Source organism: Williamsia sp. z34, assembly GCF_059553395.1.
In genome coordinates this window covers 414,039-437,433 of the sequence record NZ_JCANWW010000005.1, presented here as the reverse complement: position 1 = coordinate 437,433, position 23,395 = coordinate 414,039, and the positions used below count along the sequence as shown (strand labels likewise).

The 23,395-nt window shown below is 65.6% G+C and carries 22 protein-coding genes; 9 read left to right on the top strand and 13 right to left on the bottom strand.

Annotated elements, in window-relative coordinates; all coding sequences use genetic code 11:
* Positions 1-64: 64 nt before the first annotated feature.
* The 3 genes from AC51GT_RS15505 to AC51GT_RS15495 are packed head-to-tail and all read left to right on the top strand — an operon-like array spanning position 65 to position 3,567.
* A complete protein-coding gene (locus AC51GT_RS15505) occupies positions 65-1,765 on the top strand; it encodes an alkaline phosphatase D family protein (protein WP_496329328.1) in 1,701 nt (566 codons plus the stop codon).
* Between the two features lie 21 nt (positions 1,766-1,786).
* Positions 1,787-2,866, top strand: coding sequence for a metallophosphoesterase (locus tag AC51GT_RS15500; protein WP_496322903.1), 1,080 nt, complete (start codon positions 1,787-1,789; stop codon positions 2,864-2,866).
* A 47-nt stretch (positions 2,867-2,913) separates the two neighbouring features.
* The gene (locus tag AC51GT_RS15495) at positions 2,914-3,567 is read left to right on the top strand and encodes a GNAT family N-acetyltransferase (RefSeq protein WP_496322902.1); all 654 of its coding nucleotides are present in this window, start codon (positions 2,914-2,916) and stop codon (positions 3,565-3,567) included.
* Positions 3,568-3,775: 208 nt separating this feature from the next.
* Here the strand turns inward: AC51GT_RS15495 and AC51GT_RS15490 are convergent, their stop codons facing one another.
* Genes AC51GT_RS15490 through AC51GT_RS15480 form a run of 3 tightly spaced genes read right to left on the bottom strand, consistent with a single transcriptional unit; the run spans position 3,776 to position 5,864 of the window.
* Positions 3,776-4,150: a DUF8021 domain-containing protein gene (locus AC51GT_RS15490; protein ID WP_496329327.1), complete on the bottom strand. Its 375-nt coding sequence runs from the start codon at positions 4,148-4,150 to the stop codon at positions 3,776-3,778.
* Positions 4,147-5,067, bottom strand: coding sequence for an SDR family oxidoreductase (locus AC51GT_RS15485; protein ID WP_496322900.1), 921 nt, complete (start codon positions 5,065-5,067; stop codon positions 4,147-4,149). The genes AC51GT_RS15490 and AC51GT_RS15485 overlap by 4 nt, the downstream gene beginning before the upstream one ends.
* A 17-nt stretch (positions 5,068-5,084) precedes the next feature.
* A complete protein-coding gene (locus AC51GT_RS15480) occupies positions 5,085-5,864 on the bottom strand; it encodes an SDR family oxidoreductase (protein ID WP_496322899.1) in 780 nt (259 codons plus the stop codon).
* A 91-nt stretch (positions 5,865-5,955) separates the two neighbouring features.
* On the opposite strand from AC51GT_RS15480, the gene echA20 reads away from it, so the two are divergent.
* The 5 genes from echA20 (at position 5,956) to AC51GT_RS15455 (ending at position 10,991) form a co-directional block, all read left to right on the top strand.
* On the top strand, positions 5,956-6,729 hold the full coding sequence (echA20, locus tag AC51GT_RS15475; protein WP_496322898.1) for a (7aS)-7a-methyl-1,5-dioxo-2,3,5,6,7,7a-hexahydro-1H-indene-carboxyl-CoA hydrolase: 774 nt from the start codon (positions 5,956-5,958) through the stop codon (positions 6,727-6,729).
* Positions 6,730-6,735: 6 nt separating this feature from the next.
* On the top strand, positions 6,736-7,626 hold the full coding sequence (locus AC51GT_RS15470; RefSeq protein WP_496322897.1) for a CoA transferase subunit A: 891 nt from the start codon (positions 6,736-6,738) through the stop codon (positions 7,624-7,626).
* A complete protein-coding gene (locus AC51GT_RS15465) occupies positions 7,623-8,423 on the top strand; it encodes a CoA-transferase (RefSeq protein WP_496322896.1) in 801 nt (266 codons plus the stop codon). The genes AC51GT_RS15470 and AC51GT_RS15465 overlap by 4 nt, the downstream gene beginning before the upstream one ends.
* A complete protein-coding gene (locus AC51GT_RS15460) occupies positions 8,420-9,490 on the top strand; it encodes an NAD(P)H-dependent flavin oxidoreductase (protein ID WP_496322895.1) in 1,071 nt (356 codons plus the stop codon). The genes AC51GT_RS15465 and AC51GT_RS15460 overlap by 4 nt, the downstream gene beginning before the upstream one ends.
* Positions 9,491-9,674: 184 nt before the next feature.
* The gene (locus AC51GT_RS15455; RefSeq protein ID WP_496329326.1) at positions 9,675-10,991 is read left to right on the top strand and encodes a class I SAM-dependent methyltransferase; all 1,317 of its coding nucleotides are present in this window, start codon (positions 9,675-9,677) and stop codon (positions 10,989-10,991) included.
* A 15-nt stretch (positions 10,992-11,006) separates the two neighbouring features.
* On the opposite strand, the gene AC51GT_RS15450 is transcribed toward AC51GT_RS15455, so the two are convergent.
* The 6 genes from AC51GT_RS15450 to AC51GT_RS15425 form a co-directional block, all read right to left on the bottom strand.
* Entirely contained in the window at positions 11,007-11,987 is a 981-nt protein-coding gene (locus tag AC51GT_RS15450; RefSeq protein WP_496322893.1) for a DUF389 domain-containing protein, read from the bottom strand.
* Positions 11,988-12,030: 43 nt separating this feature from the next.
* Positions 12,031-12,690, bottom strand: coding sequence for a TetR/AcrR family transcriptional regulator (locus AC51GT_RS15445; protein ID WP_496329325.1), 660 nt, complete (start codon positions 12,688-12,690; stop codon positions 12,031-12,033).
* 96 nt (positions 12,691-12,786) lie between these two features.
* On the bottom strand, positions 12,787-14,292 hold the full coding sequence (locus AC51GT_RS15440; RefSeq protein WP_496329324.1) for an aldehyde dehydrogenase family protein: 1,506 nt from the start codon (positions 14,290-14,292) through the stop codon (positions 12,787-12,789).
* Positions 14,293-14,549: 257 nt separating this feature from the next.
* Positions 14,550-15,800: an acetyl-CoA C-acetyltransferase gene (locus AC51GT_RS15435; protein WP_496322890.1), complete on the bottom strand. Its 1,251-nt coding sequence runs from the start codon at positions 15,798-15,800 to the stop codon at positions 14,550-14,552.
* Positions 15,742-16,554, bottom strand: a complete 813-nt coding sequence (locus AC51GT_RS15430) for an SDR family oxidoreductase (RefSeq protein ID WP_496322889.1) — start codon at positions 16,552-16,554, stop codon at positions 15,742-15,744. The genes AC51GT_RS15435 and AC51GT_RS15430 overlap by 59 nt, the downstream gene beginning before the upstream one ends.
* Positions 16,551-17,804 carry an acyl-CoA dehydrogenase family protein gene (locus tag AC51GT_RS15425; RefSeq protein WP_496322888.1) on the bottom strand — a complete coding sequence of 418 codons (1,254 nt, stop codon included), beginning with the start codon at positions 17,802-17,804 and terminating at the stop codon, positions 16,551-16,553. The genes AC51GT_RS15430 and AC51GT_RS15425 overlap by 4 nt, the downstream gene beginning before the upstream one ends.
* Positions 17,805-17,941: 137 nt before the next feature.
* Between AC51GT_RS15425 and AC51GT_RS15420 the strand changes: the two genes are divergently transcribed.
* The gene (locus AC51GT_RS15420) at positions 17,942-19,537 is read left to right on the top strand and encodes a FadD3 family acyl-CoA ligase (RefSeq protein ID WP_496329323.1); all 1,596 of its coding nucleotides are present in this window, start codon (positions 17,942-17,944) and stop codon (positions 19,535-19,537) included.
* 267 nt (positions 19,538-19,804) lie between these two features.
* Here the strand turns inward: AC51GT_RS15420 and AC51GT_RS15415 are convergent, their stop codons facing one another.
* The 4 genes from AC51GT_RS15415 to AC51GT_RS15400 form a co-directional block, all read right to left on the bottom strand.
* Complete coding sequence (locus AC51GT_RS15415) at positions 19,805-20,143, bottom strand: histone-like nucleoid-structuring protein Lsr2 (protein ID WP_496322886.1); 339 nt, start codon at positions 20,141-20,143, stop codon at positions 19,805-19,807.
* A 152-nt stretch (positions 20,144-20,295) separates the two neighbouring features.
* Positions 20,296-21,831: a lysine--tRNA ligase gene (gene lysS, locus AC51GT_RS15410; RefSeq protein ID WP_496322885.1), complete on the bottom strand. Its 1,536-nt coding sequence runs from the start codon at positions 21,829-21,831 to the stop codon at positions 20,296-20,298.
* 134 nt (positions 21,832-21,965) lie between these two features.
* Positions 21,966-22,403, bottom strand: coding sequence for a hypothetical protein (locus AC51GT_RS15405; protein ID WP_496322884.1), 438 nt, complete (start codon positions 22,401-22,403; stop codon positions 21,966-21,968).
* Between the two features lie 174 nt (positions 22,404-22,577).
* The gene (locus tag AC51GT_RS15400) at positions 22,578-23,393 is read right to left on the bottom strand and encodes a type III pantothenate kinase (RefSeq protein ID WP_496322883.1); all 816 of its coding nucleotides are present in this window, start codon (positions 23,391-23,393) and stop codon (positions 22,578-22,580) included.
* Between the last annotated feature and the right edge of the window lie 2 nt (positions 23,394-23,395).

Genomic DNA, 23,395 nt, shown 5'->3' with positions numbered 1-23,395 from the left:
ATTCTTTGCGAAGGTCATCAGTTCACATCCCTGAAGTGCCTGGGTATGCCAGGATTTGTGCGCCATGACAATTACTCCAGATTCCCAGCCGGCGGAGTCAGTGCCCTCCTGGATTCAACCGTCACGTCGCGCCTTTCTCGGCGGCGCCGCCGTGGGGACCGCCGGGGTCCTCGCGTCGGTCTACGGCGGGCGCGCAGCCGCTGATCCCGCGGCACCCGGAGCGGTGTTCGGGCACGGCATCGCCTCGGGTGATCCGCTGCCCGATCGCGTGATCCTGTGGACCCGCATCACTCCGACCGCCGACGCCACACCGGGGTCCGGGCGCGGCGGGGCCACCTCGGTGGCCTGGGAGGTCGCCACCGATTCCGGCTTCACCTCGGTGGTCTCGTCCGGAACCACCGACACCGGACCGGACCGCGACCTCACCGTCAAGGTCGATGCCGGTGACCTGGCACCGAATACCCGCTACCACTATCGTTTCCGGGTTCTGGGCGGACCCGCCGCAGGTGCCGTCTCCCCGACCGGGCGGACGAAGACAGCGCCCTCGACGACCGCGGAGGTGGCCGAAGCGCGATTCGGCGTTGCCTCCTGTTCCAATTGGGAGGCCGGTTATTTCAGCGCCTACCGGCACCTGGCCGCCCAACCCGACCTCGACGCGATCGTCCACCTCGGCGACTACATCTACGAGTACGGTGTCGGCGAATACGGCGGGCACGACGGGTCGGTCCGGGCACATCAACCACCGCACGACATCGTCTCCCTCGCCGATTACCGAATTCGTCACGGCCAGTACAAGTCCGACGCCGATCTGCAGGGCGCCCACCTGAACCTGCCATGGATCTGCACCTGGGACGACCACGAATCGGCCAACGACGCCTACGCGTCGGGGGCCGAGAATCATAGTGCGGCGCAAGGTGATTGGCAGGCCCGCAAGGCTGCCTCCGAGCAGGCCTACTACGAATGGATGCCGGTCCGGCCCGAAGTCGACGCCGGCGGACGCCATCTCTATCGCCGTCTGCGTTTCGGCAACCTCCTGGAACTGTCGATGCTGGATCTGCGGACGTACCGCAGCGCACAGCAGTCGATGACGTCGGCAAAGACCGACAGTCCGGCCGCGACCATCACCGGCGCGGCGCAGATGTCCTGGCTGACCAATGGCGTCATCTCGTCGCCGACCACCTGGCAGATCATCGGTAACCCCGTGATGATCAGTCCCATCCTGATCCCGCCGCTCGAACCCCGCACCACCGAGGCGCTGACCGAACTGCTCGGTGTCCCGCAGGCCGGTGTCCCCCTGAACGCCGACGCCTGGGACGGCTACACCGCCGACCGCAGGCGGCTCTATCAGGCGCTGAGCGACAACGACATCGACAACGCGGTGTTCATCACCGGCGACATCCACATGTCGTTCGCCTGCGAGCTGCCCGTCGACGCCGCCAACTATCCCGGCGCGGGCACCGTGGGCACCGAACTGGTGGTCACCTCGGTGACCTCCAACAACGTCGACGACATCGTCGGGGTCCCCGAATACACCGCGGGTACGGCCGCATCCGCCGCGCTCACCAACGTCAATCACCACCTGCGCTGGGTCGACACCGACGCCCACGGGTACGCGGTCCTGACCGTGACCCCGGCTGCCACACAGATGGATTGGTACTTCATCGACAACCGCGACGATCCGCGCTCCGGCCAGCGATACGCCCAATCCTGGCGGGTACCGAACGGCGCCAAGCAAGTTCATCCTGCCTCCCGACCAGCTCGTTGATCCCCAGAAAGATGACCGACCATGAGTGAGCAACCCACCCCGTCCCGTTCCGGAATCCGCCGGCGTACGTTCCTCGCCGGGACCGCGGCTGCGGCCGGCGCCGGGATCGCCCTGGCCGGCGCCTCGCATGCCGCACCCGCAGGCAACGGACGTTTCCCGTTTCCCCAGACCGGTTCGACGGCACGGATTCTGATCACCGGCGACGCCGGGACCGGCGAGGCGCCGCAGTACGCCGTGACGAAGGCAGCCCGGGCACTGCACGCCCAGAACCCGTTCGGAATGGCAGTCGGGCTGGGCGACAACATCTATGAGACCGGTCCCAACGGGCCCGACGACCATCAGTTCGCCGAGAAGTTCGAAAAGCCCAACACCGGCCTCGATTTCCCGTGGGTGATGGCCCTGGGCAACCACGACAATTCGGCGGTGTTCCCCGGTGACGGCGGTTGGCTGCTGCGCGGCGATGCCGAGGTGGCCTACCACTCGCGGTCGCCGCGCTGGTACATGCCCAGGCGTTACTTCTCGGTGGCGGTGCCGCAACAGACCCCGCTGGTCGAGTTCTTCATTCTTGACCTCAATCCCATCGCGGCATACATCCCGCCGTTCCTGGCACCGTATTGGGAACCGCAGGGCACGTACATGACTCAGCAGCGTCAGTGGCTACGCAAAGCGCTCGCCGAGTCCAAGGCGCGGTGGAAAATCGTCGGAACACACCACCCGTATCTCAACAACGGACCCCACGGCAGCGCCGGACACTACGACGGCATCCCGATCCCCCCGATCAACGGGATCCTGGTGAAGGACTTCTTCGAACAGGAGATCGCCGGTCGTGCGCAGTTCTTCCTGTCCGGACACGATCACTCACTGCAGGTGTTCGACCCGACAACGCTGTCGAAGGGCACCCGCCAGCTCGTGTCGGGCGCGGCGTCCAAGTCCGTCGAAGACAGATCGTCCAAACAGACCCCGGCGCTGTACGAGAACTACTCGAGCCGAGGATTCATGACCATGGACATCACCGAATCGGCCGTCGACCTGAAGGTCTTCACCGTCGACCTGGCGAGCGGAACCCCGACTCAGGCCTTCGGGAAGGTCTACTCCGGCTGAGCCGGGGTCAATCGGCCCCCCGAGCACATTCGCAATAGACTCACACCATGACTGATCCAGACCGCGCGGCAGTCCGCCGCGACATCACCGCCGCACTCGAAGCCGCCTTCGAACAACGCCATGCCGTACTCGACGCCATCGTCGAGGCCGAAGACCGTCCCGCAGCCGTGGCCGCCATCGCCGACCTGCTCTCGGTACCTGCCATCGGCGCCGAGGCCGTTCTCGGTATGTCGTTCGATCGCCTGACGGTATCGGCCCGACGCGCCAACGCCGCCGAACTCGAGGATCTCAACAGCAAGCTCACATTCACCCAGACCGATCGTCCGGCCGCGACCGCCGAGACGCTCACCCTGCGGGCATTCAAAGACAGCGACGCCGACCTGTTCGCCGCCCGGACCGCCGATGTGGGCGCAGCCGGTGACGGCAGCGGCACACCCGCCGCCGACATCAGCGAAGAGATCTCCTCGGCCAACAGCCGGATGGACAACGAAGAGGCCGTGTGGCTCGTCGCCGTCGAAGGCGAGGAGAAGGTCGGCATCGTCTTCGGCGAATTGGCCGACGGAGAGGTCGACGTGCGGATCTGGATCGCCCCGGAGCACCGCAAGCGGGGCTACGGCACCGCCGCACTCCGTCGCTGCCGCTCCGAACTCGCCGCGTACTTCCCCGGCGTCCCGATGGTGGTCCGCGCTCCCATCGCTTGACCCTCAACTGCTCCACATATGCGAAGACGCTCCACATATTTGTGGAGCGTCTTCGTTCTCAATTCAGCGTGCCCGACCTACCGTCGAGCGTGCCCAACCGACCGTCGAGCGTGCCTTAATCTGTTGCCCCCGTGCAACTTCGGCACGGTCAACGGTGATTTCGGCACGGTCAACGGTGATTTCGGCACGGTCAACGGGGCGGTGTGGGTCAGTGGCGGTGCGGGACCCCGAACTTCGCAACGATCTTGGTGATCCGACCGGTCTCGTCGAACTCGAAACTCTCGGCCACCAACGCCCGCAGCCGCAGTGGCTTCGGATGCACGTGCACGTAGAACGTCGCGTGGACGACGCCCCGCGTCGGGATCGTGGCCTCGAAGTCACCGATCGCGTGGATCAGCCGGAACTGCGGACCGCGGGACAGGCTGCGACGCAGATGATCTCCGTTGCGACCGGTCTTGAGGCCCATCTCGATCCGGACACAATCCGGATGAAACGGCACCCCCGATGGGTCATGGCTGACCAGCGCGTCGACATACGACTTCGCCGCGCTGATCAGCTCGCCATCGGAAGGTGCAGCGGTCATCGTGCCCCGTAGACCGGCATCGGGGTCGGGGCCTCTTCGAGGATGTCCTTCACGACCGGGCCGAGTTCGGCCGGATCCCACTTGGCGCCCTTGTCGCGCTTGGCGCTTCGCTGCCAGCCGTCACTGACCGAGATGGTTCCGCCCTCGACCTCGAAGACCCGACCGCTGACCTCGGCCGACTCCTCGGAACCGAGCCACACCACGAGCGGGGACACGTTCGCCGGATCCATCGCATCGAACGAGCCGTCTTCGGGCGCCGCCATCTGCGCGGCCATCGCCTCACCGGAACCGGTGGTCATGCGGGTACGAGCCGACGGCGCAATGGCATTCACCGTCACACCGTAACCCTTCATCTCGGCCGCGGCCTGGATGGTGAGTTCGGCGATCGCGGCCTTGGCCGCGGAGTAGTTGCCCTGTCCGACCGAGCCGTAGAGGCCGGCACCCGACGAGGTGTTGATGACCCGCGCCGCCCGGGTGTTGCCGGCCTTCGACTCGGTCCGCCAGTACGCGGCGGCGTGACGCAGCATCGCGAAGTGCCCCTTGAGGTGGACGCGGATGACGTTGTCCCAGTCCTCTTCACTCATCATCACGAGCATCTTGTCGCGCAGGAACCCGGCGTTGTTGACCAGCACATCGAGCCCGCCGAACTCCTTGATCGCGGTCGCCACCACGTTCTGAGCACCGGCCCAGTCGGCGACGTCGTCGCCGTTGACGACCGCTTCGCCACCGGCGGCGATGATCTCGGCGACGACCTGCTCGGCGGGAGACTCACCCGTCGCGGTGCCGTCGAGGCCGGCCCCGATGTCGTTGACCACCACTTTCGCGCCTTCACGGGCAAAGGCCAGCGCATGTTCGCGGCCGATCCCCCGGCCGGCGCCGGTCACGATGACAACGCGTCCGTCAACAATTCCACTCATCAGTTATCTCCTCAGGTTCAGGTGTTGGTAGGGGTGACCGAGTTCGCGGCGGTGGCGGCGTCCAGGAACGCCAGCTTCTCTCCGCCGCCGTGCACGGTCAGTGTCGATCCGGTGATGTAGGAAGCCAACGGCGACAACAGGAATGCCACCGCGTTGCCCACATCTTCGGGTGAGGCCAGCCGGCCCATCGGGATGGTCTTGCCGACGGCGTCCACCCCGGCCTGGTCGCCGTAGTGCAGCTCGGCCAACTCGGTGCGCACCGCCCCGGCGACAACAGAGTTGATCCGCACCGTCGGCGCCCATTCGGCGGCGAGCGATCCGGTCAGGGAATCGAGCCCGGCCTTGGCCGCGCCATAGGCGGCGGTTCCGGGCGACGGCCGGTGCCCGCTCATGCTCGAGACGTTCACGATCGAGCCACCGCCCGGCTGCTCACGCATGATCTTCTGCGCCGCCTGCGAAATGATGAGGGGTGCGAGCATGTTCAGCTCGACGATCTTCGAGTGGTAGCGCGGCGAGGCGTCCGCGGCGAGGGCAAACGGTGCCCCACCGGCATTGTTCACCGCCCCGTCGAGGCTGCCGTGCCGCGTGACGATCTCTTCGACCATCGCGGTGACCGCGTCGGCATCGCGAATATCGCAGCTGACGAAGTCCACCCGCGGGTCGGCCACGTCGGCCGGACGCCGCGCACACGCCACCACGGTGGCTCCCAGGTCTGCCAGTACCGCACTGATGCCGGCACCGACTCCTCTGACGCCACCGGTCACCAGCACCACCTGGCCTTGCAAGCCGAGGTCCATCCACGCTCCGTTCCGAGTCTGCAATTTGAGTGTTAAGGTACCAAGCAATTGCTTGGTTGGTCTACACCAGGACAGTACGCGAGGAGCATTGATGCCGATCACCACATCCACTGTTGAACCGGGAGTCGTCACGGTCACCGTCGACTACCCACCGGTCAACGCCTTGCCGTCAGCGGCATGGTTCGAACTCGGCGAGGCGATCATCGCCGCCGGTCAGGCGCCTGACACCCATGTTGTGATCCTGCGAGCCGAGGGCCGCGGATTCAACGCGGGCGTCGACATCAAGGAAATGCAGGCCACCGAGGGTTACGACGCCCTGATCGCCGCCAACCGCGGTTGCGCCGCGGCCTTTGCCGCGGTCTACGACTGTGCGGTGCCCGTCATCGTCGCGGTGAACGGCTTCTGCGTGGGCGGCGGCATCGGTCTGGTCGGCAACGCCGACGTGATCGTTGCCTCCGACGACGCCGTCTTCGGGCTACCCGAGGTCGACCGCGGAGCCCTCGGCGCCGCCACCCACCTCGCCCGCCTCGTCCCGCAGCACACGATGCGCACGCTGTACTTCACCGCACAGAACGTCACCGCCCAGCAGCTGCTGCACTTCGGTTCGGTGCAGGCCGTGGTGCCGCGCGCCGAACTCGACGAAACCGCACTGGAGATCGCCCGCAAGATCGCGGCGAAGGACACCCGGGTGATCCGGGCGGCCAAGGAAGCCATCAACGGCATCGATCCGGTCGACGTGAAGACCAGTTACCGCCTCGAACAGGGCTACACCTTCGAGCTGAACCTTGCCGGTGTGGCGGACGAGCACCGCGACGCATTCGTCGAAACAGGCAAGCCGAAAACCGCAACCAGTAAGGGGGCTTGAGCCCAGATGGCAACCGACAAGACCAGCACCCTCGACGAGATCATCGGCGAGATCTCCAGCGGCATGACCATCGGTATCGGTGGTTGGGGTTCGCGACGTAAGCCGATGGCACTCGTACGGGCCCTGGCCCGTTCGAGCGTCACCGACCTGACCGTGGTCACCTATGGCGGACCGGATCTCGGTTTGCTCTGTGCCGCAGGCAAAGTGAGCAAGGCCTACTACGGCTTCGTCTCCCTGGACTCACCCCCGTTCTACGACCCGTGGTTCGCCCACGCGCGGACCACCGGGGCCATCACGGTCCGCGAGATGGACGAGGGCATGGTCAAGTGCGGCCTCGAGGCCGCCGCGGCACGCCTGCCCTTCCTGCCGGTTCGCGCCGGACTGGGCTCCGACGTCCCGAACTTCTGGGAGGGCGAACTGCGTACCGTCACCTCGCCGTACCCCGACGAAGACGGCCGCCACCAGACCCTGATCGCGATGCCGGCACTGGAACTCGACGCCGCGTTCGTCCACCTCGACATCGCCGACAAGCACGGCAACGCCGCATACACCGGCATCGACCCGTACTTCGACGACCTGTACTGCGCTGCGGCCAAGCGCCGCTACCTCGAGACAGACCGTCTGGTGACCACCGAAGAGCTGGTGGAAAAGGTTCCGGTGCAGCGTCTTCTGCTCAACCGGCTCAATGTCGACCGGGTGGTGCACACCCCGAACGGCGCGCACTTCACCTTTGCCGGTGACTACGGGCGCGACGAGGCCTTCCAGCGGTTCTACGCCGAGTCGGCCAAAACACCCGAAGCCTGGCAAGCGTTCTCCGACCGGTTCCTGACCGTGCCCGAAGACGTCTATCAGTCCGAGGTCGAGAAATGGAACACCGAGCGAGAGGCGACACAGTGACCACAGGACACGCAGGGACCACCCCCGATACCGCAGCAGATGTCACCCGCGCCGAATACTGCGTGATCGCGTGCGCCGAGATCTTCACCGGCGCAGGCGAAACCATGGCCTCACCGATGGCCACCACGCCGTTGATCGGTGCCCGCCTGGCCCGGTTGACCACCGAACCCGACCTTCTGATCACCGACGGTGAGGCGCTGATCTTCGCCGACACCCCGGCTGTCGGACGCTCCGGCGCCATCGAGGGATGGATGCCGTTCCGCAAGGTGTTCGATGTCGTCGCATCGGGCCGGCGCCATGTGGTGATGGGCGCCAACCAGATCGACCGTTACGGCAACCAGAACCTGTCGTCGTTCGGTCCCTTGCAGCAGCCCACCCGGCAGATGTTCGGAGTGCGCGGCGCTCCGGGCAACACCATCAACCACCCGACCAGCTACTGGGTGGCCAAGCACTCCGCGCGGGTCTTCGGCGGTGTGGTCGACGTCGTCTCCGGTGTCGGCTACGACAAGATCGACCCCGACAACCCGGCGTTCAAGTACCTGAACATCCCCCGGGTGGTCACCAACCTCGGCGTCTTCGACTTCGAAGGTCCCGACCACACCATGCGCGCGGTCTCGCTGCACCCCGGCGTCGACGCCGCGGAGGTCGCCGAGAACACCGGCTTCGAGGTCGCCGGCCTGGCCGACGCCGGGGTCACCCGCACGCCGTCCGCCGAAGAGTTGCGCCTGATCCGCGAGGTCCTCGACCCGAAGGGCCTGCGGGAGAAGGAAGTCAAGCCCGTGGGAGCCACCCGATGACCGCTGCACCTCTGGCCACCCGGTTCACCGACCTGGTCGGCATCGACTACCCGATCGTGCAGACCGGCATGGGCTGGGTGTCGGGGCCGTCACTGACCGCGGCGACCTCGAACGCCGGTGGTCTGGGCATCCTGGCATCGGCGACGATGACCTATCCGGAGCTCGAAGCGGCCATCAAGAAGACGAAGTCGCTGACCACCAAGCCTTTTGGTGTCAACATGCGTGCCGATGCCACCGACGCACCCGAGCGGATCGACCTGCTCATCCGCGAAAAGGTGAAGGTCGCCTCGTTTGCGCTGGCTCCCAAGAAGGAGCTGATCGCAAAGCTGAAAGACCATGGCATCGTGGTCATCCCGTCGATCGGGGCGGCCAAGCACGCGGTGAAGGTCGCCTCCTGGGGGGCCGACGCCGTCATCGTCCAGGGCGGTGAGGGCGGTGGGCACACCGGTCCGGTGGCCACCACCCTGTTGCTGCCGAGTGTGCTCGACGCACTCGGACCGGACGGGATCCCGGTGGTCGCGGCCGGCGGGTTCTTCGACGGCCGTGGACTGGTTGCCGCGTTGTCGTACGGCGCCGAGGGCGTCGCGATGGGAACCCGGTTCCTGTTGACCAGCGACAGCGCCGTGCCCAACTCGGTCAAGGCGCAGTACCTCGAACGTGGACTCGGTGACACCGTCGTCTCGACGAAGGTCGACGGCATGCCCCACCGGGTGCTGCGCACCGATCTGGTCGACAAGCTGGAATCCGGCAGTGCGGTGACAGCTCTGGGCGCCGCGGCCAAGAACGCCAACAAGTTCAAGCGGATGACCGGGATGAAATGGTCGACCATGCTCAAAGACGGTCGCACCATGCGCAAATCGGGCGAACGGTCCTGGCAGCAGATCATCATGGCGGGCAACACCCCGATGTTGTTGCGCGCCGGACTGGTCGAGGGCAATACCGAGGCCGGCGTCCTGGCCTCGGGTCAGGTGGTCGGCATGATCGACGACCTGCCCAGTTGTGACGAACTCATCCAGTCGATCATGACCCAGGCCCGCGAACGCCTGGACCATCTGCGCAAGTTCTGATCCCCCCAACCGTGCAGGGTTTTGCGAACGCACGCCGGTGTTGCAGTGCCGGTGCGCGGACGCAAAGCCTTGCACGGGGCGGGATCGTCCGCCAGTGGCCGGCTCTGCGACTTCGGCCCACTCCACCCGAACGAAAGTGCTAGCTTTTCGAAGCAGCTGACCGTTCGTGCAGGGAGGTGCGTCGATGAGTTCAGCCGCAGAGCGTTTGCTCTCGACCTTCGGGGAACTCGTCGGGGCCGAGCTCCCGATCCACGTGCAATGTTGGGACGGCTCCGAAGCCGGTCCGCCGAACAGCCCCGCGCGAGTCGTCTTCCGCAATCGCACCGCACTGCGCCGCATCTTGTGGTCCCCCGGCGAGCTCGGCCTGGTCCGCGCATTCGTGGCAGGCGACCTCGAGGTCGACGGTGACATCTTCGCCCTCCTCGAGGTCCCCGACCTCATCTCCCGGATCGGCGAACACCGCAACCGCGCGATGACGCCCGGCACGATCCGCCGCGCTGCGGTCTCCCTGATCAGGCTCGGTGCCCTCGGCCCGCCGCCGAAGCCGCCGGCAGTGGAGATTCGGCGCAGACGCGGGCCGCTGCACAGCCGGTCGCGTGACTCCGCCGCGATATCGCACCACTATGACGTCGGCAACGAGTTCTACCGCCTGTTCCTCGAGCGCTGCATGGTGTACTCCTGCGCATACTGGGACGACGATGTCGCCGACCTCGATGCGGCCCAGATCGCCAAATGCGACCTGGTCTGCCGGAAGCTCGATCTGCGGCCCGGGATGCGTCTACTCGATGTGGGTTGCGGGTGGGGCACGATGGCCATCCACGCCGCGAAGACATACGGGGTCGACGTGGTCGGTGTCTCGCTGAGCCGGCAGCAGGTCGAACTGGCGAAGGGCAGGGTGGCCGAAGCCGGGCTCACCGACCGGGTCGAGATCCGGCTGCAGGACTACCGCGACGTCGATGACGGTCCCTACGATGCGATCTCGAGTATCGGGATGTCCGAGCATGTCGGGCTCTCGCAACTGCCCACATACGCGAACGTCTTGCAAGGACTGCTCACGCCCGGCGGACGCGTGCTCAACCACGCGATCGCCCGGGTCACCTCCCTGCCCGCGGACCCGAAACCGTCGGCCACCTTCATCGACCGTTATGTGTTCCCCGACGGGGAGATCCTGCCGCTGAGCAAAACCATTGATGCACTGGAACATTCCGGCCTGGAGGTGCGCGACAGCGAGGCACTTCGCGAGCACTACGCGCTGACCCTGCGCGCCTGGGTCGCCAATCTCCTGCAATCGTGGGATCGGGCCGTCGAGTTGGTCGGCGCCCAGCGAGCCCGCACATGGCTGCTCTACCTCGCGTCCAGTGCACTCGGATTCGAGGACGCGCATCGCCTCACCATTCACCAGGTCCTGGCGGTCCGGCCCCGCGACGACGGCACCGCCGGACTACCCCGGACCCGACGGGGCTGGTACCAACCACAGACGAACGGGCAACTGCCGCAATAGAAGCGGCAGCACTCATCATTCGTCGCGCTGCCATCGATCGCTCAGTTTTCGACCGATCGGCAGGGTCGCGCGGTACGCCGAGATCTTGACCCACACCATGTGCTGCACCGCCAGCGTCAACCAGCCCGCGATGGCCATCCCGAAGAGGTTGATGACCAGTTGGAAACCGCTGCCGACGATCGCCTGCCCGACCCCGAAAGCCAATCCGAGTGCCACATTTCCGGCCGCGGGGATGGTCGTCACCGAGATGAAGACACCGGACAACCCGCCGAGCCGGGCCGAGGTCAGCGACAGCACCCCGGCGACCCCCGCGATGACGGCGACGATGAACGACCACCTGTCCGGGGTGTAGATGAAGTCCGTATCCGGCCGGGACTCGGTCACATCGGCGACCGTCACCCAGCCCAGTCCGCGCGCGACGAGTGCTGCCACCGTCGTGGCCACGATGGCCAGCAGGAAGCCGCCGGTCAGTGTCGCCACCGCACGTCCGAGCAGCGTCATCCGACGACGTACCAGCGCGACCCCGAGTGCGGCAACGGCCCCGAACTCCGGGCCCAGGACCATCGCACCGACGAGAAGGATGCTCGAATCGAGGACGATGGCCACCGCACACAACACCGTCGCCAGAACCATGAAGCTTGCGTAGGTCCAGTTGAACTCGGAATCGTTGTACGCCTGGTGGGTGACCTCGGCCCAGACGACCGCATCTGCGCTCGCTCCCGGGGTGCGCTGATCGGCTTCCCTGCCGCTCTTCGAGATCCACGTCGGAACCGGAGCCAGGTGAATACTGCCGAGACGGTGAATACCCATGTCCCGCAAGGTGTCGACCACCTCGTTGGCACCTTCCCGGGCGATGTAGGCCTCGATCACATCACCTGCGGGCTTGACCGACACACCACGATGGACGGTCACGTTGCTGACAGCGGTGTCGTGGCAGAGAAGTTCTACGATGCGATCTGCGTGTTCACCGGGGGCGATGACCCGTATCTGCAGCATGTCGACAGCTTGCCACGGCACACCCGCCGAACCGGCGAAGCGGTCAGCGTGGCACGATCCCGTCGAGCACAACGCTCAGATACTGGTCGGCGACCTGGCGTGCGGTCCGCTCACCACCGGGGCGATACCAGCGGACGGCGACCCAGACCGTGTCGCGCATGAAGCGGTACACCAGCTCGATGTCGAGATCCGGCCGGAAGCTACCGTCGGCCACACCTTTGGCCAGCACATCGCTCCACAGTGCGCGGAACTCGACGTTGCGGTCCTGGATGTACGCGAACCGTTCCTGACCGGCGAGCCGCTTGGCCTCATCCTGATAGATGGCGACCGCCGAATGGTCGCGATCGATGCTCTCGAACGACGCGATCACCAAGGCGGTCAGCGTCTCTCGAGCCGGCATGTCGGCCGCGACCACCTCGTGATACGTCTCGAAGAGCGAGTCGAGGAACGACCTCAGGATCTCGTCGACCATCGACTCCTTGGAGTCGAAATGGTGATACAGACTGCCGGAGAGAATGCCCGCCGAATCCGCGATGTCGCGGACGGTGGTGGTCCGCAAGCCACGTTCGGCGAACAGCCCGCTGGCCACCGCCAGCAATTCATCACGCCGGGACGGACGACCGTTGACCGGGTCAGCCGCAGCCGCGCCGTTCTTTCTCGCCTGGCCGACGCCCTGCTTCTTTGTTCCGCGGCTTTCCGCCACCTGCGACCACCTCCATCGATAGCCTAGCAAGCGCTTGGTTGTCTGGCTGTCGACAGTGTGGCTGGCAGGTGGCGGAGTCCGCCCGAGACTACGAGGCTACTTGCTGTTCTTCTTGATCGATCGCTTCGTCAAGAAGTTCCAGAGTTTGAGCTGGAAGTTCGTGGTCTTGACATCGCGCGAGGTGAACGGCGCCGACATCATCTCCGACACGGTCATCTTGAGCGACGAGAAGGCGATGGCCCGCGTGTGCGAGAAGGTGTCGAAGCCGAACTTGCCGTGGTAGTTGCCCATACCGCTGCGGCCCACACCACCGAAGGGCAGATCCGGACCGAACATGTTGACCGCGAAGTCATTTCCGTTGATCGAACCCGAGCGGGTCGAATCGGCGAGCTTGGTGAACCGGTCGTTGTGGTCGCCGTACCAGTACATCGTCAGCGGATGGGGATGGCTGCTGATGTGGGTGATCGCCTCATCGAGTTCCCGGTAGGGGTAGACGGTCAGGACCGGGCCGAAGACCTCGTCCTCTTCGATCTTCATGCCGGCCTTGACCCCGGTCAGCAGTGTCGGCGGGATCTTGCGCGCCTGCGCGTCGGGCAGCTTCTCCCCCGCCGGGATCACCTGATGTTTGGTGGCGCCGAGAGCTTCGGCGTCGTCGATGAGCCCGACGATGCGGTTGAAGTTCTTCTCGTTGATCGTGGACGTGTAGTGCGGGTTGTCCTTGATCGTCGGCAGCTTGGTGCGCCAGCGCGCCAGCACCCGGTCGGTGAACTCCCCGACCTTGGATTCGGGCACCCACACGTAGTCGGGGCACAGGCAGACCTGACCACCGTTGACCAGCCGCGCATCGGCGACACCGTTGGCGGCCTTGGCGATATCGGCGTCGATGTCGACGACCACCGGGTTCTTGCCGCCGAGCTCGAGCGTCACCGGCACCAGGTTCTTGCCCGCCTCCGAGGCGACCGACGCGCCCACCTCCGGGGAGCCGGTGAAGAACATGTGATCGACCTCGAGCTTTGCGAAGTCGGATCCACCGCCATGGGCGCTGGTCAACACGGCCAGCTCCTCGAGGTCGAAGTACTTGGGTGCGTGCTTCGCCAGTACTGCCGTGGTCTTGGCTGTGACCGAGGACGGACGCATCAGCACGCGGTTACCGGCGGCGAACGCCGAACCGGCCGGCACGATCGTGAGCTGCAGCGGGAAGTTCCACGGACCCATGATCCCGACAACACCCTTGGGGTCGTGCCGGAGTTCTTGCCGCAGACCGGCGCGGGCCAACCACTTGCCCGGCGTCGAGGTCTTCATCCAGCCGGCGAGGTGCTTCTTCTGGTGCGCCAGGTCGATCATGCAACCGGCGATATCCGCCGCCATCGACAGTTCCCGGGGACGGGTACCGAAATCGTCGTTGAGTGCCTGCGCAATCTCTTCGGCGTTGTCGAGCAGCAGGGACTGGAGTCGGTTGATCCGGTCGATCCGGGTCTTCGCGTCGGGGATCCCGTCTCGCAGGAATGCCGCGCGCTGCAGTTCGAGCAACGCCTGCAGCGACAGTGTGTCCGCCGACTTCTCATCACGGACCTGCTGTGCCACATCTGCTGGTTTTGTCATTGCGCGAACCTCCACGAGCCGTTGGTCATTTGCGGGACGTTGGAACGAAAGTCCAAGTCTGTCGCAAACCAGTATGCGCCACCTCACACCGGGGGCGCCACTGCCCGGTCTCCCGCCACCTGAATTTGTGCCGCCCACCTGCAATTGCAGGTGGGCGGCACAAGAACGAGTGGGTGGTCCCAGAGGTCAGAGCCGTTCGATGATCGTGACGTTGGCAGTGCCGCCGCCCTCACACCGCGGCGAACTGACTGAACCCGTCAGAGCCGTTCGATGATCGTGACGTTGGCAGTGCCGCCGCCCTCACACATCGTCTGCAGGCCATAGCGGCCGCCGGTGCGCTCGAGTTCGTGCAGGAGCGTGGCGAAGAGTTTCGCCCCGGTCGCGCCGAGCGGATGGCCCAGCGCAATGCCGCCGCCGTTGGGGTTGACCTTGGCCGGGTCGGCACCGGTCTCCTTGAGCCAGGCCAGCACGACGGGTGCAAAAGCCTCGTTGATCTCGATGACGTCGATGTCGTCGATGGTCAGTCCGGTCTTGGACAGCGCGTACTTGGTGGCCGGGATGGGTGCGGACAGCATCATCACCGGATCGTCGCCGCGGACCGAGATGTGGTGGATCCGCGCCCGTGGGGTGAGGCCGTACTGCTTGAGGGCGGCTTCGGAGACCACCAGGGTGGCCGACGCACCGTCGCAGATCTGTGAGGCGACGGCGGCTGTGAGATCCGAGCCCTCGGCCAGGACCTGCAGTGAGGCCATCTTCTCCAGCGACGTCTCGCGGGGGCATTCGTCGACGACACAGTCGCCGAGTGCAACCGTCTCGGCATCGAAGCGGCCTGCTGCGATGGCGGCGCGGGCGCGCTCGTGCGACTGCAGTGCCCAGCGCTCCATGTCGTCGCGGCTGATGTCCCATTTCTTGGCCATCATGTCGGCGCCGACGAACTGGGAGACCTCTGCCTCACCGAACCGCTTGTCCCAGCCCACAGATCCGAGGAAGGGGCTGTCGAATCCGTATTCGGCGCCGGCGAGCATCGCGGCGGAGATCGGGATGGCACTCATGTTCTGCACGCCACCGGCCACGACGACGTCCTGGGTTCCGCTCATCACGGCCTGGGCGGCGAAGTGGATGGCCTGCTGCGACGATCCGCACTGGCGATCGACGGTGGTGCCGGGGATCTCCAGCGGCAGGCCGGCGGCCAGCCAGGCGCTGCGGGCGATGTTGCCCGCCTGCGGGCCGATGGCATCGACGCAACCGAAGATGACGTCGTCGACGGTCATCGGATCGATGCCGGTGCGCTCGACGAGGGCGGAGATGACGTGGGCACCCATGTCGGCCGGATGCACCTTCGCCAGCGATCCGTTGCGCTTGCCGACGGGGGTCCGCAGGGCCTCGACAATGTACGCCTGGGGTTGAGACATTCTGTGCTCCTTGCTTGTCGATCCAAAGGTCAGGGGGTCAGGCGCGCTGGCTCGAGATCGAGACGACCTCGCCGGTGAGGTACGTGGTGTAGTCACTCGCGAGCATGGCGATCGTCGCTGCGATCTCCCAGACCTCCGCTGCCCGACCGTACGCCTCCCGGGAGGCCAGATCGGTGAGCAGTTCTTCGCTGGTGACCTTGGCCAGGAACGGGTGCCGCGCGATGGACGGTGCCACCGCGTTGATCCGCACACCGTATTCGGCGGCTTCGATCGCGGCACAGCGGGTCAGCGCCATCACGCCGGCTTTGGCCGCCGCGTAATGGGACTGGCTGTGCTGGGCCCGCCAGCCCAGGACCGATGCGTTGTTGACGATGACGCCACCGTGGGGCGCATCCCGGAAGTAGCGCAGTGCTGCGCGGGTGGCCCGGAAGGTGCCGTTCAGGGTGATGTCGATGACGCGATCCCACTCGTCGTCGTCCATGTCGACCACGGGGGTCTCACCACCGAGACCGGCATTGTTGACCAGGATGTCGATCCGGCCCAATTCGCTTGCGGCAGCCTCGATCAGCGCGTTGACCTGCGAGGTCTCCTGCACATTGCAGACGACCTGTCCGACGGTCTGCTCACCGAACTCGGCGCGCAGTTTGTCCGCGGTCTCGCCCAGTCGGCGTTCGTGCCAGTCACTGACCACCACGTCGGCGCCTTCGAGGAGCGCACGGCGCGCGGTGGAGAATCCGATGCCGGTGCCGGCTGCCGCGGTGACGACCACCTTGCGGCCGGCCAGGAGTCCGTGGCCGGGAATCTCTTCCGGGGCCGTCGCCAGCGGGCTGGGGCGATGTTCAACTGTCACGATCGTGCCTCTCGAGGTAATCCGAGCACGCGCTCGGCAATGATGTTGCGCTGCACTTCATTTGATCCGCCATAGATGGTGTCCGACCTGGTGAACAGGTACAGACGCTGCCATACGTCGAGCTCGACGTGGCCGGGATCGAAGATGTTGTTCGGCGCGCCCTCGCTCGTCGCGTCGGGGGCGATCAGCGAGGAGGGGCCCTGGACCGCGACCGCGAGTTCACCGAGATCGCGATGCCAGTTGGCCCACAGCAGTTTTGCCACCGAGGCCTCGCCGCCGGACCCGCCGGTGTCGACGGTGGCCAGTGTGCGCTGCACGTGGGCCCGCATCACGCGGAGTTCGAGCCAGGCGCGGGCGATCCGCTCCCGGATGACCGGATCGTTCGCCGCCCCGTTCGACTTCGCCATCTCCACGATCTCGCTCAGTTCGCGGGAGAATCCGACCTGCTGGCCGAGCGTGGACACACCACGTTCGAACTGCAGCAGACCCATCGCGACCTTCCAGCCGTCGCCGGGCGCACCGACCACGAGGCTCGCCTCGGTGGTGGCGTTGTCGAAGAACACCTCGTTGAACTCGGAGGTGCCGGTGAGTTGCTGGATGGGCCGGACCGTCACCCCGGGCTGATCGAGCGGGACGAGCAGAAAGCTCAGCCCACTGTGCCGTGTCGAACCGGGTTCGCTGCGGCACAGGACGAACGCCCACTGCGCCACATGGGCGAGCGACGTCCAGATCTTCTGTCCGTTGATCACCCACTTGCCGTTCTCCAGGCGGGCCGTGGTCGAGATGTTGGCCAGGTCGGAACCGGCCCCGGGCTCCGAATAGCCCTGCGCCCAGAGTTCGTCGACCGTGGTGATCGGCGGGAGGAACCGTTCCTTCTGTTCCGGGGTGCCGAACGCGATGAGCGTGGGGCCCAGGAGCTCCTCCCCGACGTGACTCACCCGGGCCGGAGCTCCGGAGCGCGCGTATTCCTGATGGAACAGGATCCGCTGCTCGATGGTGGCCCCGCGGCCGCCGAACTCGGTCGGCCAGCCCAGGCAGGTCCATCCTGCCTGCGCCAGCAGCCGATCCCAGGCCAGCCGGGGTCCAAAGAATTCGTGTTCACTGCCGGGGCCACCACGCGACTTCAGATGCTCGAACTCACCAGTCAGGTGCTCATCGAGCCAGGATCGCACGGCGTCCGAAAAATCGGTCGCCGTCCCGTCCCATCGTCCCAGGTCCACGCCTCGGTCAGCGAGCTTGATCGCCGTCATGCGACTCAGCCTAGCCGACCAAGCACTTGCTCGGTTTACTACCCAAGCAAGTGCTAGGTTTTTGCGACGGCGCCTGTTGCCTCCGGCACAGGTATTAGCCTTTTGAGCAGGTGAGAGCACCGAGAGGAATTGTGGCAGTGGGACAACAGCAGTCAGCAGCACCCGTGGAGACCGAAGAAGTTACAACTACGCCGCAGGCGTTGATCCGCGCAGCAAGGCTCTGGCCGGACCGGACCGCCATCATCGACGATCAGTGGGGCCAGACGGTCACACTCACCTGGTCGGAGCTGTTGAGCACGGTCCGCACCTTTGCCACCGCCCTCGCCGAACAGGGCATCGCCCCCGGCGACCGCGTGGCCATCTGGGCGCCCAACAGCCACCACTGGCCCGTCGCCGCCCTCGGCATCCATTACGCCGGCGCCACACTGGTTCCGTTGAACACCCGTTACACCGCCAGCGAAGCCCTGGAGATCGTCCAGCGCACCCACGCCCGGGGCCTGGTGATCGCCGGAGCATTCCTGGGTTCGGACCGGCTCGGTGAACTCACCACCGAGGCCGGCGGCGATCTGGGGGCGGCAACAGACCTCGTTGCCACCGTGCGCATCCGCCTGCAGCCCGACGACGACCGCACGGCCGACAGCACCGACTGGGACGACGCCCTCGATGCCGCAGCGGCCCGGGATCACAGCGAGGCCGATCGCCGGGCCGCCGCAGTGGCCCCCACGGACTACTCCGACGTGCTGTTCACCTCCGGCACCACCGGACGGTCCAAAGGCGTCCTCGCCGAGCATCAGCAGACCATCGCCGGATCGGGTGCCTGGGCCGACAACGGCGGCCTCGGGCCCGACGACCGCTACGTGATGGCGAACCCGTACTTCCACACGTTCGGCTACAAGGCCGGCATCCTGGCCTGTCTCCTCAACGGGACGACCATGCTGCCGCTGGCGGTGTACTCGACCGACGCCGCGATGCAACTGGTCCAGGAGCGGCGCGCGACCGTCTTCCCCGGAGCGCCCACCATCTTCCAGACGATCCTGGACGCTCCCCGTCGCGAGTCGTTCGACCTCTCGTCCCTTCGCCTGGCCGTCACCGGCGCCGCGATCGTCCCGGTGGTCCTCGTCGAGCGCATGCAGCGCGATCTGGGCATCGACACCGTCATCACCGCCTACGGCCTCACCGAGGCGGGTGGCTTCGTCACCACCTGCACACCGGACGACGACGACGAAACCGTCGCCAACACCTGCGGACGGCCGTTCCGGGGCATGGAGATCCGGTTGTCCGACAGTGGCGAGGTGCTGACGAAGGGGAAGATGGTGATGGCCGGTTATCTCGAGGACCCCGTGTCCACCGCGGAGGCGATCGACGCCGACGGCTGGCTCCACACCGGCGACATCGGCACCATCGACGCCAACGGCAACCTGTCCATCACCGGCCGCCTGAAGGACATGTACATCTGCGGCGGTTTCAACGTCTACCCCGCCGAGGTCGAGCAGGTGTTGTCCCGGATCGACGGAGTGACCGAGGCCGCAGTGATCGGAGTACCGGACGAACGCCTCGGTGAGGTCGGCCGCGCCTACGTGTCGGTCGCCCCGGGGGCATCGGTGGACGAATCCTCGGTATTGGACGCCGCCCGAGGGAAACTCGCGAATTTCAAGATCCCGCGCTCCGTGGTGTTCATCGAAGAGTTCCCCCGCAATGCGGCAGGGAAGATCCTCAAGCGCGAACTCCCTTAAGAATCTGTGCGCTATGCGAACCTTTTGCAGCTTTCAAACGTTCGCTTCAAACCACAGAATCCGCGGGCACCGATTAAATGTTGCTGACGGTCAGAAAATATAAACTAAAGTGCAAAAGTGATCGCGAAGATCATTTCTTTTCTGAATGTTTACTGTGGAGCGAGTTGTAGCAATTCACTGATGGCTCCTGGCAAACAAAAAGGCGGGCGATCCGAAACTCGGATCGCCCGCCTTTTGAAGACAGTGTGCGAAGTCAAACCATTGGCGTCAGTGCGCTTCGTTGTACGCCTCGACGACACCGGCCGCGATACGTCCGCGAGCCGATACCGGGTGACCGTTACGCCGCGCCCAGTCACGGATCGCCGCAGTCTGCTCACGGTCGACCGGGGCCTTACCTGCGACGCTGAGTCCCTTGGGACGTTTACGTCCACCTACCCGACGTGCATGTTCTGCCCACCGCGCGACATCGTCACGCAGCTTGTCTGCATTCTTGGTCGAGAGATCGATCTCATAGGTGACACCGTCCACACCGAACTCGACGGTCTCGTCCGCAGTTTTGCTGTCGTCAACGTCGTCGACCAGCGTGACCGTAACCTTCTTAGCCATAACTCTCCAATTCTTGAATGGCTCCCCGACATACAAGACGGTTTCTCTGAACACAACTCGGAAGAGCATATTCATGCGGCCGCCTATTGGCCGACAGCATAGCGCGAATATCTTGTTCGCGCTAATAACGCGCTAACGCGTTTAGAAAATTATCAATGCTGCGGCTTGACGAGAGGAAAGAGTATCGTTTCCCTAATCCCAAGACCGGTAAGCGCCATGAGAAGTCGATCAATCCCCATTCCGGTACCCGTGGTCGGGGGCATGCCCTGCTCCATCGCGGCGAGAAACTCTTCGTCGAGCACCATTGCCTCGTCGTCGCCGGCGCGCGCGAGTCTGGCCTGATCGACGAACCGCTCCCGCTGAATGATCGGGTCGATCAATTCTGAATACCCGGTCGCCAATTCGAAGCCGCGAACGTACAGGTCCCATTTCTCACTGACACCGGGCTTGCTCCGGTGCTCCCGAACCAGCGGAGAGGTCTCCACCGGGAAATCCCGGACGAAAACAGGTCCCGACAAGGTGTCCCCCACCTGGTGTTCCCACAACTCTTCGACGAGTTTCCCGTGGCCATAGCCTTTTCCTTCCGGGATCTCGAGCCCCACCCGGGCGCAGACCGCCAGCAGGTGTTCGACCGTGGTGTCCGGGGTGATGTCCTCACCGAGGGCCTTCGACAGCGACGGATACATCTCGACCGAGGTCCATTCACCGCTCAGGTCATTGACCGTTCCATCGGCCATCACCGGCTGCAACGTGCCCACGGCACCGAGCGCGACCTCTTGGATGATCTCGCGGATCATCGTGGCCGAGTCGTCGTAGGTGCCGTACGCCTCATACGTCTCGAGCATCGCGAACTCGGGCGAATGGGTGGAGTCGGCGCCCTCGTTGCGGAAGTTCCGGTTGATCTCGAAGACCTTCTCGATACCGCCGACCACGGCCCGCTTCAGGAAGAGCTCCGGCGCAATACGCAGGTAGAGGTCGATATCCATGGCATTGGAATGCGTCACGAACGGCCGGGCCGCGGCGCCGCCGTGCAGTGTCTGCAGCATCGGCGTCTCGACCTCGAGGAATCCCCGGCGTTCGAGGGCGGCCCGCAACTCCCGCATCACCGCAACCCGGGTCCGCGCCATGGCCCGGGCCTCCGGCCGGACGATGAGATCGAGGTAGCGCGCACGCACCCGAGCCTCTTCGCTCATCTCCTTGTGCGCGACCGGGAGCGGGCGCAGTGCCTTCGACGCCATCTGCCAACTGTCGGCCAGGACACTGAGTTCGCCGCGGCGCGAACTGATCACCTCACCGTGCACAAAGACGAAGTCTCCGAGGTCGACGTCGGACTTCCACGCCGCGAGGGATTCCTCACCGACACCGTTCAGGCTGATCATCGCCTGCAGCTGCGTGCCGTCACCCTCTTGCAAGGTGGCAAAGCACAGCTTGCCGGTGTTGCGGACGAAGATCACCCGGCCGGCGACACCGACATGCTCACCCGTGGCCGTGTCGGTCTCGAGATCGGGATACTTGGCGCGGACCTCGGCGAGCGAATGCGTTCTCGGCACCGAAACCGGGTAGGGCTCAGTCCCTGCCGAGAGCAACCGATCCCGTTTTTCGCGACGGATACGCAACTGCTCTGGCGTCTGATCTTCGACAGTGTCTGCATCTTTGTTGGTGCGGCCCTGGCCACGGTCTTCGTTCACGCCAACGACCCTATCGGCCGGACACCACCGCGAGCCATTCGCCAAGGCCAAGCGCAGACAAACAGTCGTAAACCACAGTCGTAAACCACGTCAACACCGAAACGGACCGAAGGGCCCGCAACGACGGTCCGGGGTCAGTGCGCCGAGTAGGCAGCCAGCTCCCGGCGGGTGTGCTCCCCGAGCAGACCCGGAGTGGCGTTGCCGGACAGAGCCCGCTGACCACCGGCGACGAAACGGGCGCCGACGATACCTCGTGCCTGCAGATGCCAGGTCAACATCTCCGCATCGTGGCCGTCCGCACCGACCAGGACCCAGCGCTGATCGGTCGTGGCACTCGACAAAGACGCAGCCGAGCCGGGGGTCAGGCGGTCGAGGACGTTCTCGGCGGGAACAGCCAACGCACCCAGAAGGATTCCGTCGGCGTCGCGGACCCGCTGGCTCCGGATGTCGACGGCGATCGCGCCGGACTGCAGGGCGGGCCCGAACTGATCGGCCGAGATGGACAGTGGCGCCGCCGCCGGAGCGGACACGGGAGCAGCGAGAGCAGAGATGGGTGCGGTGAGCACAGACATGATGGGAGCTTTCGAAAGTGATCGGCGACGAGGGCGCCGGAATCGGATGTAGAGGTCATCGAGAGGCGTCAGCCCCGACAACACTCCTGACAGCTCCGGTTCATCACGGACGAGATTCTGCCATATCGATTCGGCTCGCACCAGTGGGGCCGATCACAGCACGGGTCCAGGGGGTCAGCGATCTGACCGGGACCTGCTGCGACTCTCCCGTTGCCGCTCGTAGACCAGCCGCAAACCGTCCAACGTCAGCGTCCGCTCATGATGCTGCAAGGTCTCGCACTCGTCGAACACCAGCGGCGCGAGATATCCGGTGGCGACCACCGCCACATCGTCGGCGGGGCCGAATCCGCGGATCTCCCGCCGCACCCGCGTCACCAATCCGTCGACCTGGCCCGCGAATCCGTAGAGGATCCCCGACTGCAACGCCTCGATGGTGTTCTTGCCGACCACACTGCGTGGCGGCAACAACTCCACCTTGCGCAGCGTCACCGTCGCGGTGGCCAGCGCCTCCACCGCCAGGTCGATGCCGGGCGCGATGGCGCCACCGAGGAACTCACCCTTCGCCGAGACCACATCCACCAGCGTCGTCGTCCCGAAATCTACGACGATGCAGGCCCGCCCGTAGGCCGTGTAGGCCGCGAGCGCATTGGCAACCCGGTCGGTACCGACCTCTTTGGGATTGTCGACCAACAGTGGAACCCCGGTCCGCACACCGGGTTCGAGCAGGACATGGGGCCCGGCGCCGTAGTATTTCCCGACCATCACTCGCATCTCACGCAGCAACGACGGCACCGTGGACAGCCCGACCACCGCCGTGACCTGATCAACGTCGGCCCCCAGCAGACCCCGCAGGTTCAACGCGAGTTCGTCCGCCGTCATCCGCGGCTCGGTCCGCATCCGCCAGTCCCGGATCAGCCGGGCGTGGTCGCCCCGCCCGGAGTAGACACCCAGGTGGATGTTGGTGTTACCGACGTCCAGGGCGAGCAGCATGA

Bases quoted from the DNA above. Each gene is read 5' to 3' on its own strand.
- AC51GT_RS15505 (WP_496329328.1), top strand. From the start codon at position 65: ATGACAATTACTCCAGATTCCCAGCCGGCGGAGTCAGTGCCCTCCTGG.
- AC51GT_RS15500 (WP_496322903.1), top strand. From the start codon at position 1,787: ATGAGTGAGCAACCCACCCCGTCCCGTTCCGGAATCCGCCGGCGTACG.
- AC51GT_RS15495 (WP_496322902.1), top strand. From the start codon at position 2,914: ATGACTGATCCAGACCGCGCGGCAGTCCGCCGCGACATCACCGCCGCA.
- AC51GT_RS15490 (WP_496329327.1), bottom strand. From the start codon at position 4,150: ATGACCGCTGCACCTTCCGATGGCGAGCTGATCAGCGCGGCGAAGTCG.
- AC51GT_RS15485 (WP_496322900.1), bottom strand. From the start codon at position 5,067: ATGAGTGGAATTGTTGACGGACGCGTTGTCATCGTGACCGGCGCCGGC.
- AC51GT_RS15480 (WP_496322899.1), bottom strand. From the start codon at position 5,864: ATGGACCTCGGCTTGCAAGGCCAGGTGGTGCTGGTGACCGGTGGCGTC.
- echA20 (WP_496322898.1), top strand. From the start codon at position 5,956: ATGCCGATCACCACATCCACTGTTGAACCGGGAGTCGTCACGGTCACC.
- AC51GT_RS15470 (WP_496322897.1), top strand. From the start codon at position 6,736: ATGGCAACCGACAAGACCAGCACCCTCGACGAGATCATCGGCGAGATC.
- AC51GT_RS15460 (WP_496322895.1), top strand. From the start codon at position 8,420: ATGACCGCTGCACCTCTGGCCACCCGGTTCACCGACCTGGTCGGCATC.
- AC51GT_RS15455 (WP_496329326.1), top strand. From the start codon at position 9,675: ATGAGTTCAGCCGCAGAGCGTTTGCTCTCGACCTTCGGGGAACTCGTC.
- AC51GT_RS15450 (WP_496322893.1), bottom strand. From the start codon at position 11,987: ATGCTGCAGATACGGGTCATCGCCCCCGGTGAACACGCAGATCGCATC.
- AC51GT_RS15440 (WP_496329324.1), bottom strand. From the start codon at position 14,292: ATGACAAAACCAGCAGATGTGGCACAGCAGGTCCGTGATGAGAAGTCG.
- AC51GT_RS15425 (WP_496322888.1), bottom strand. From the start codon at position 17,804: ATGACGGCGATCAAGCTCGCTGACCGAGGCGTGGACCTGGGACGATGG.
- AC51GT_RS15415 (WP_496322886.1), bottom strand. From the start codon at position 20,143: ATGGCTAAGAAGGTTACGGTCACGCTGGTCGACGACGTTGACGACAGC.
- AC51GT_RS15405 (WP_496322884.1), bottom strand. From the start codon at position 22,403: ATGTCTGTGCTCACCGCACCCATCTCTGCTCTCGCTGCTCCCGTGTCC.
- AC51GT_RS15400 (WP_496322883.1), bottom strand. From the start codon at position 23,393: ATGCTGCTCGCCCTGGACGTCGGTAACACCAACATCCACCTGGGTGTC.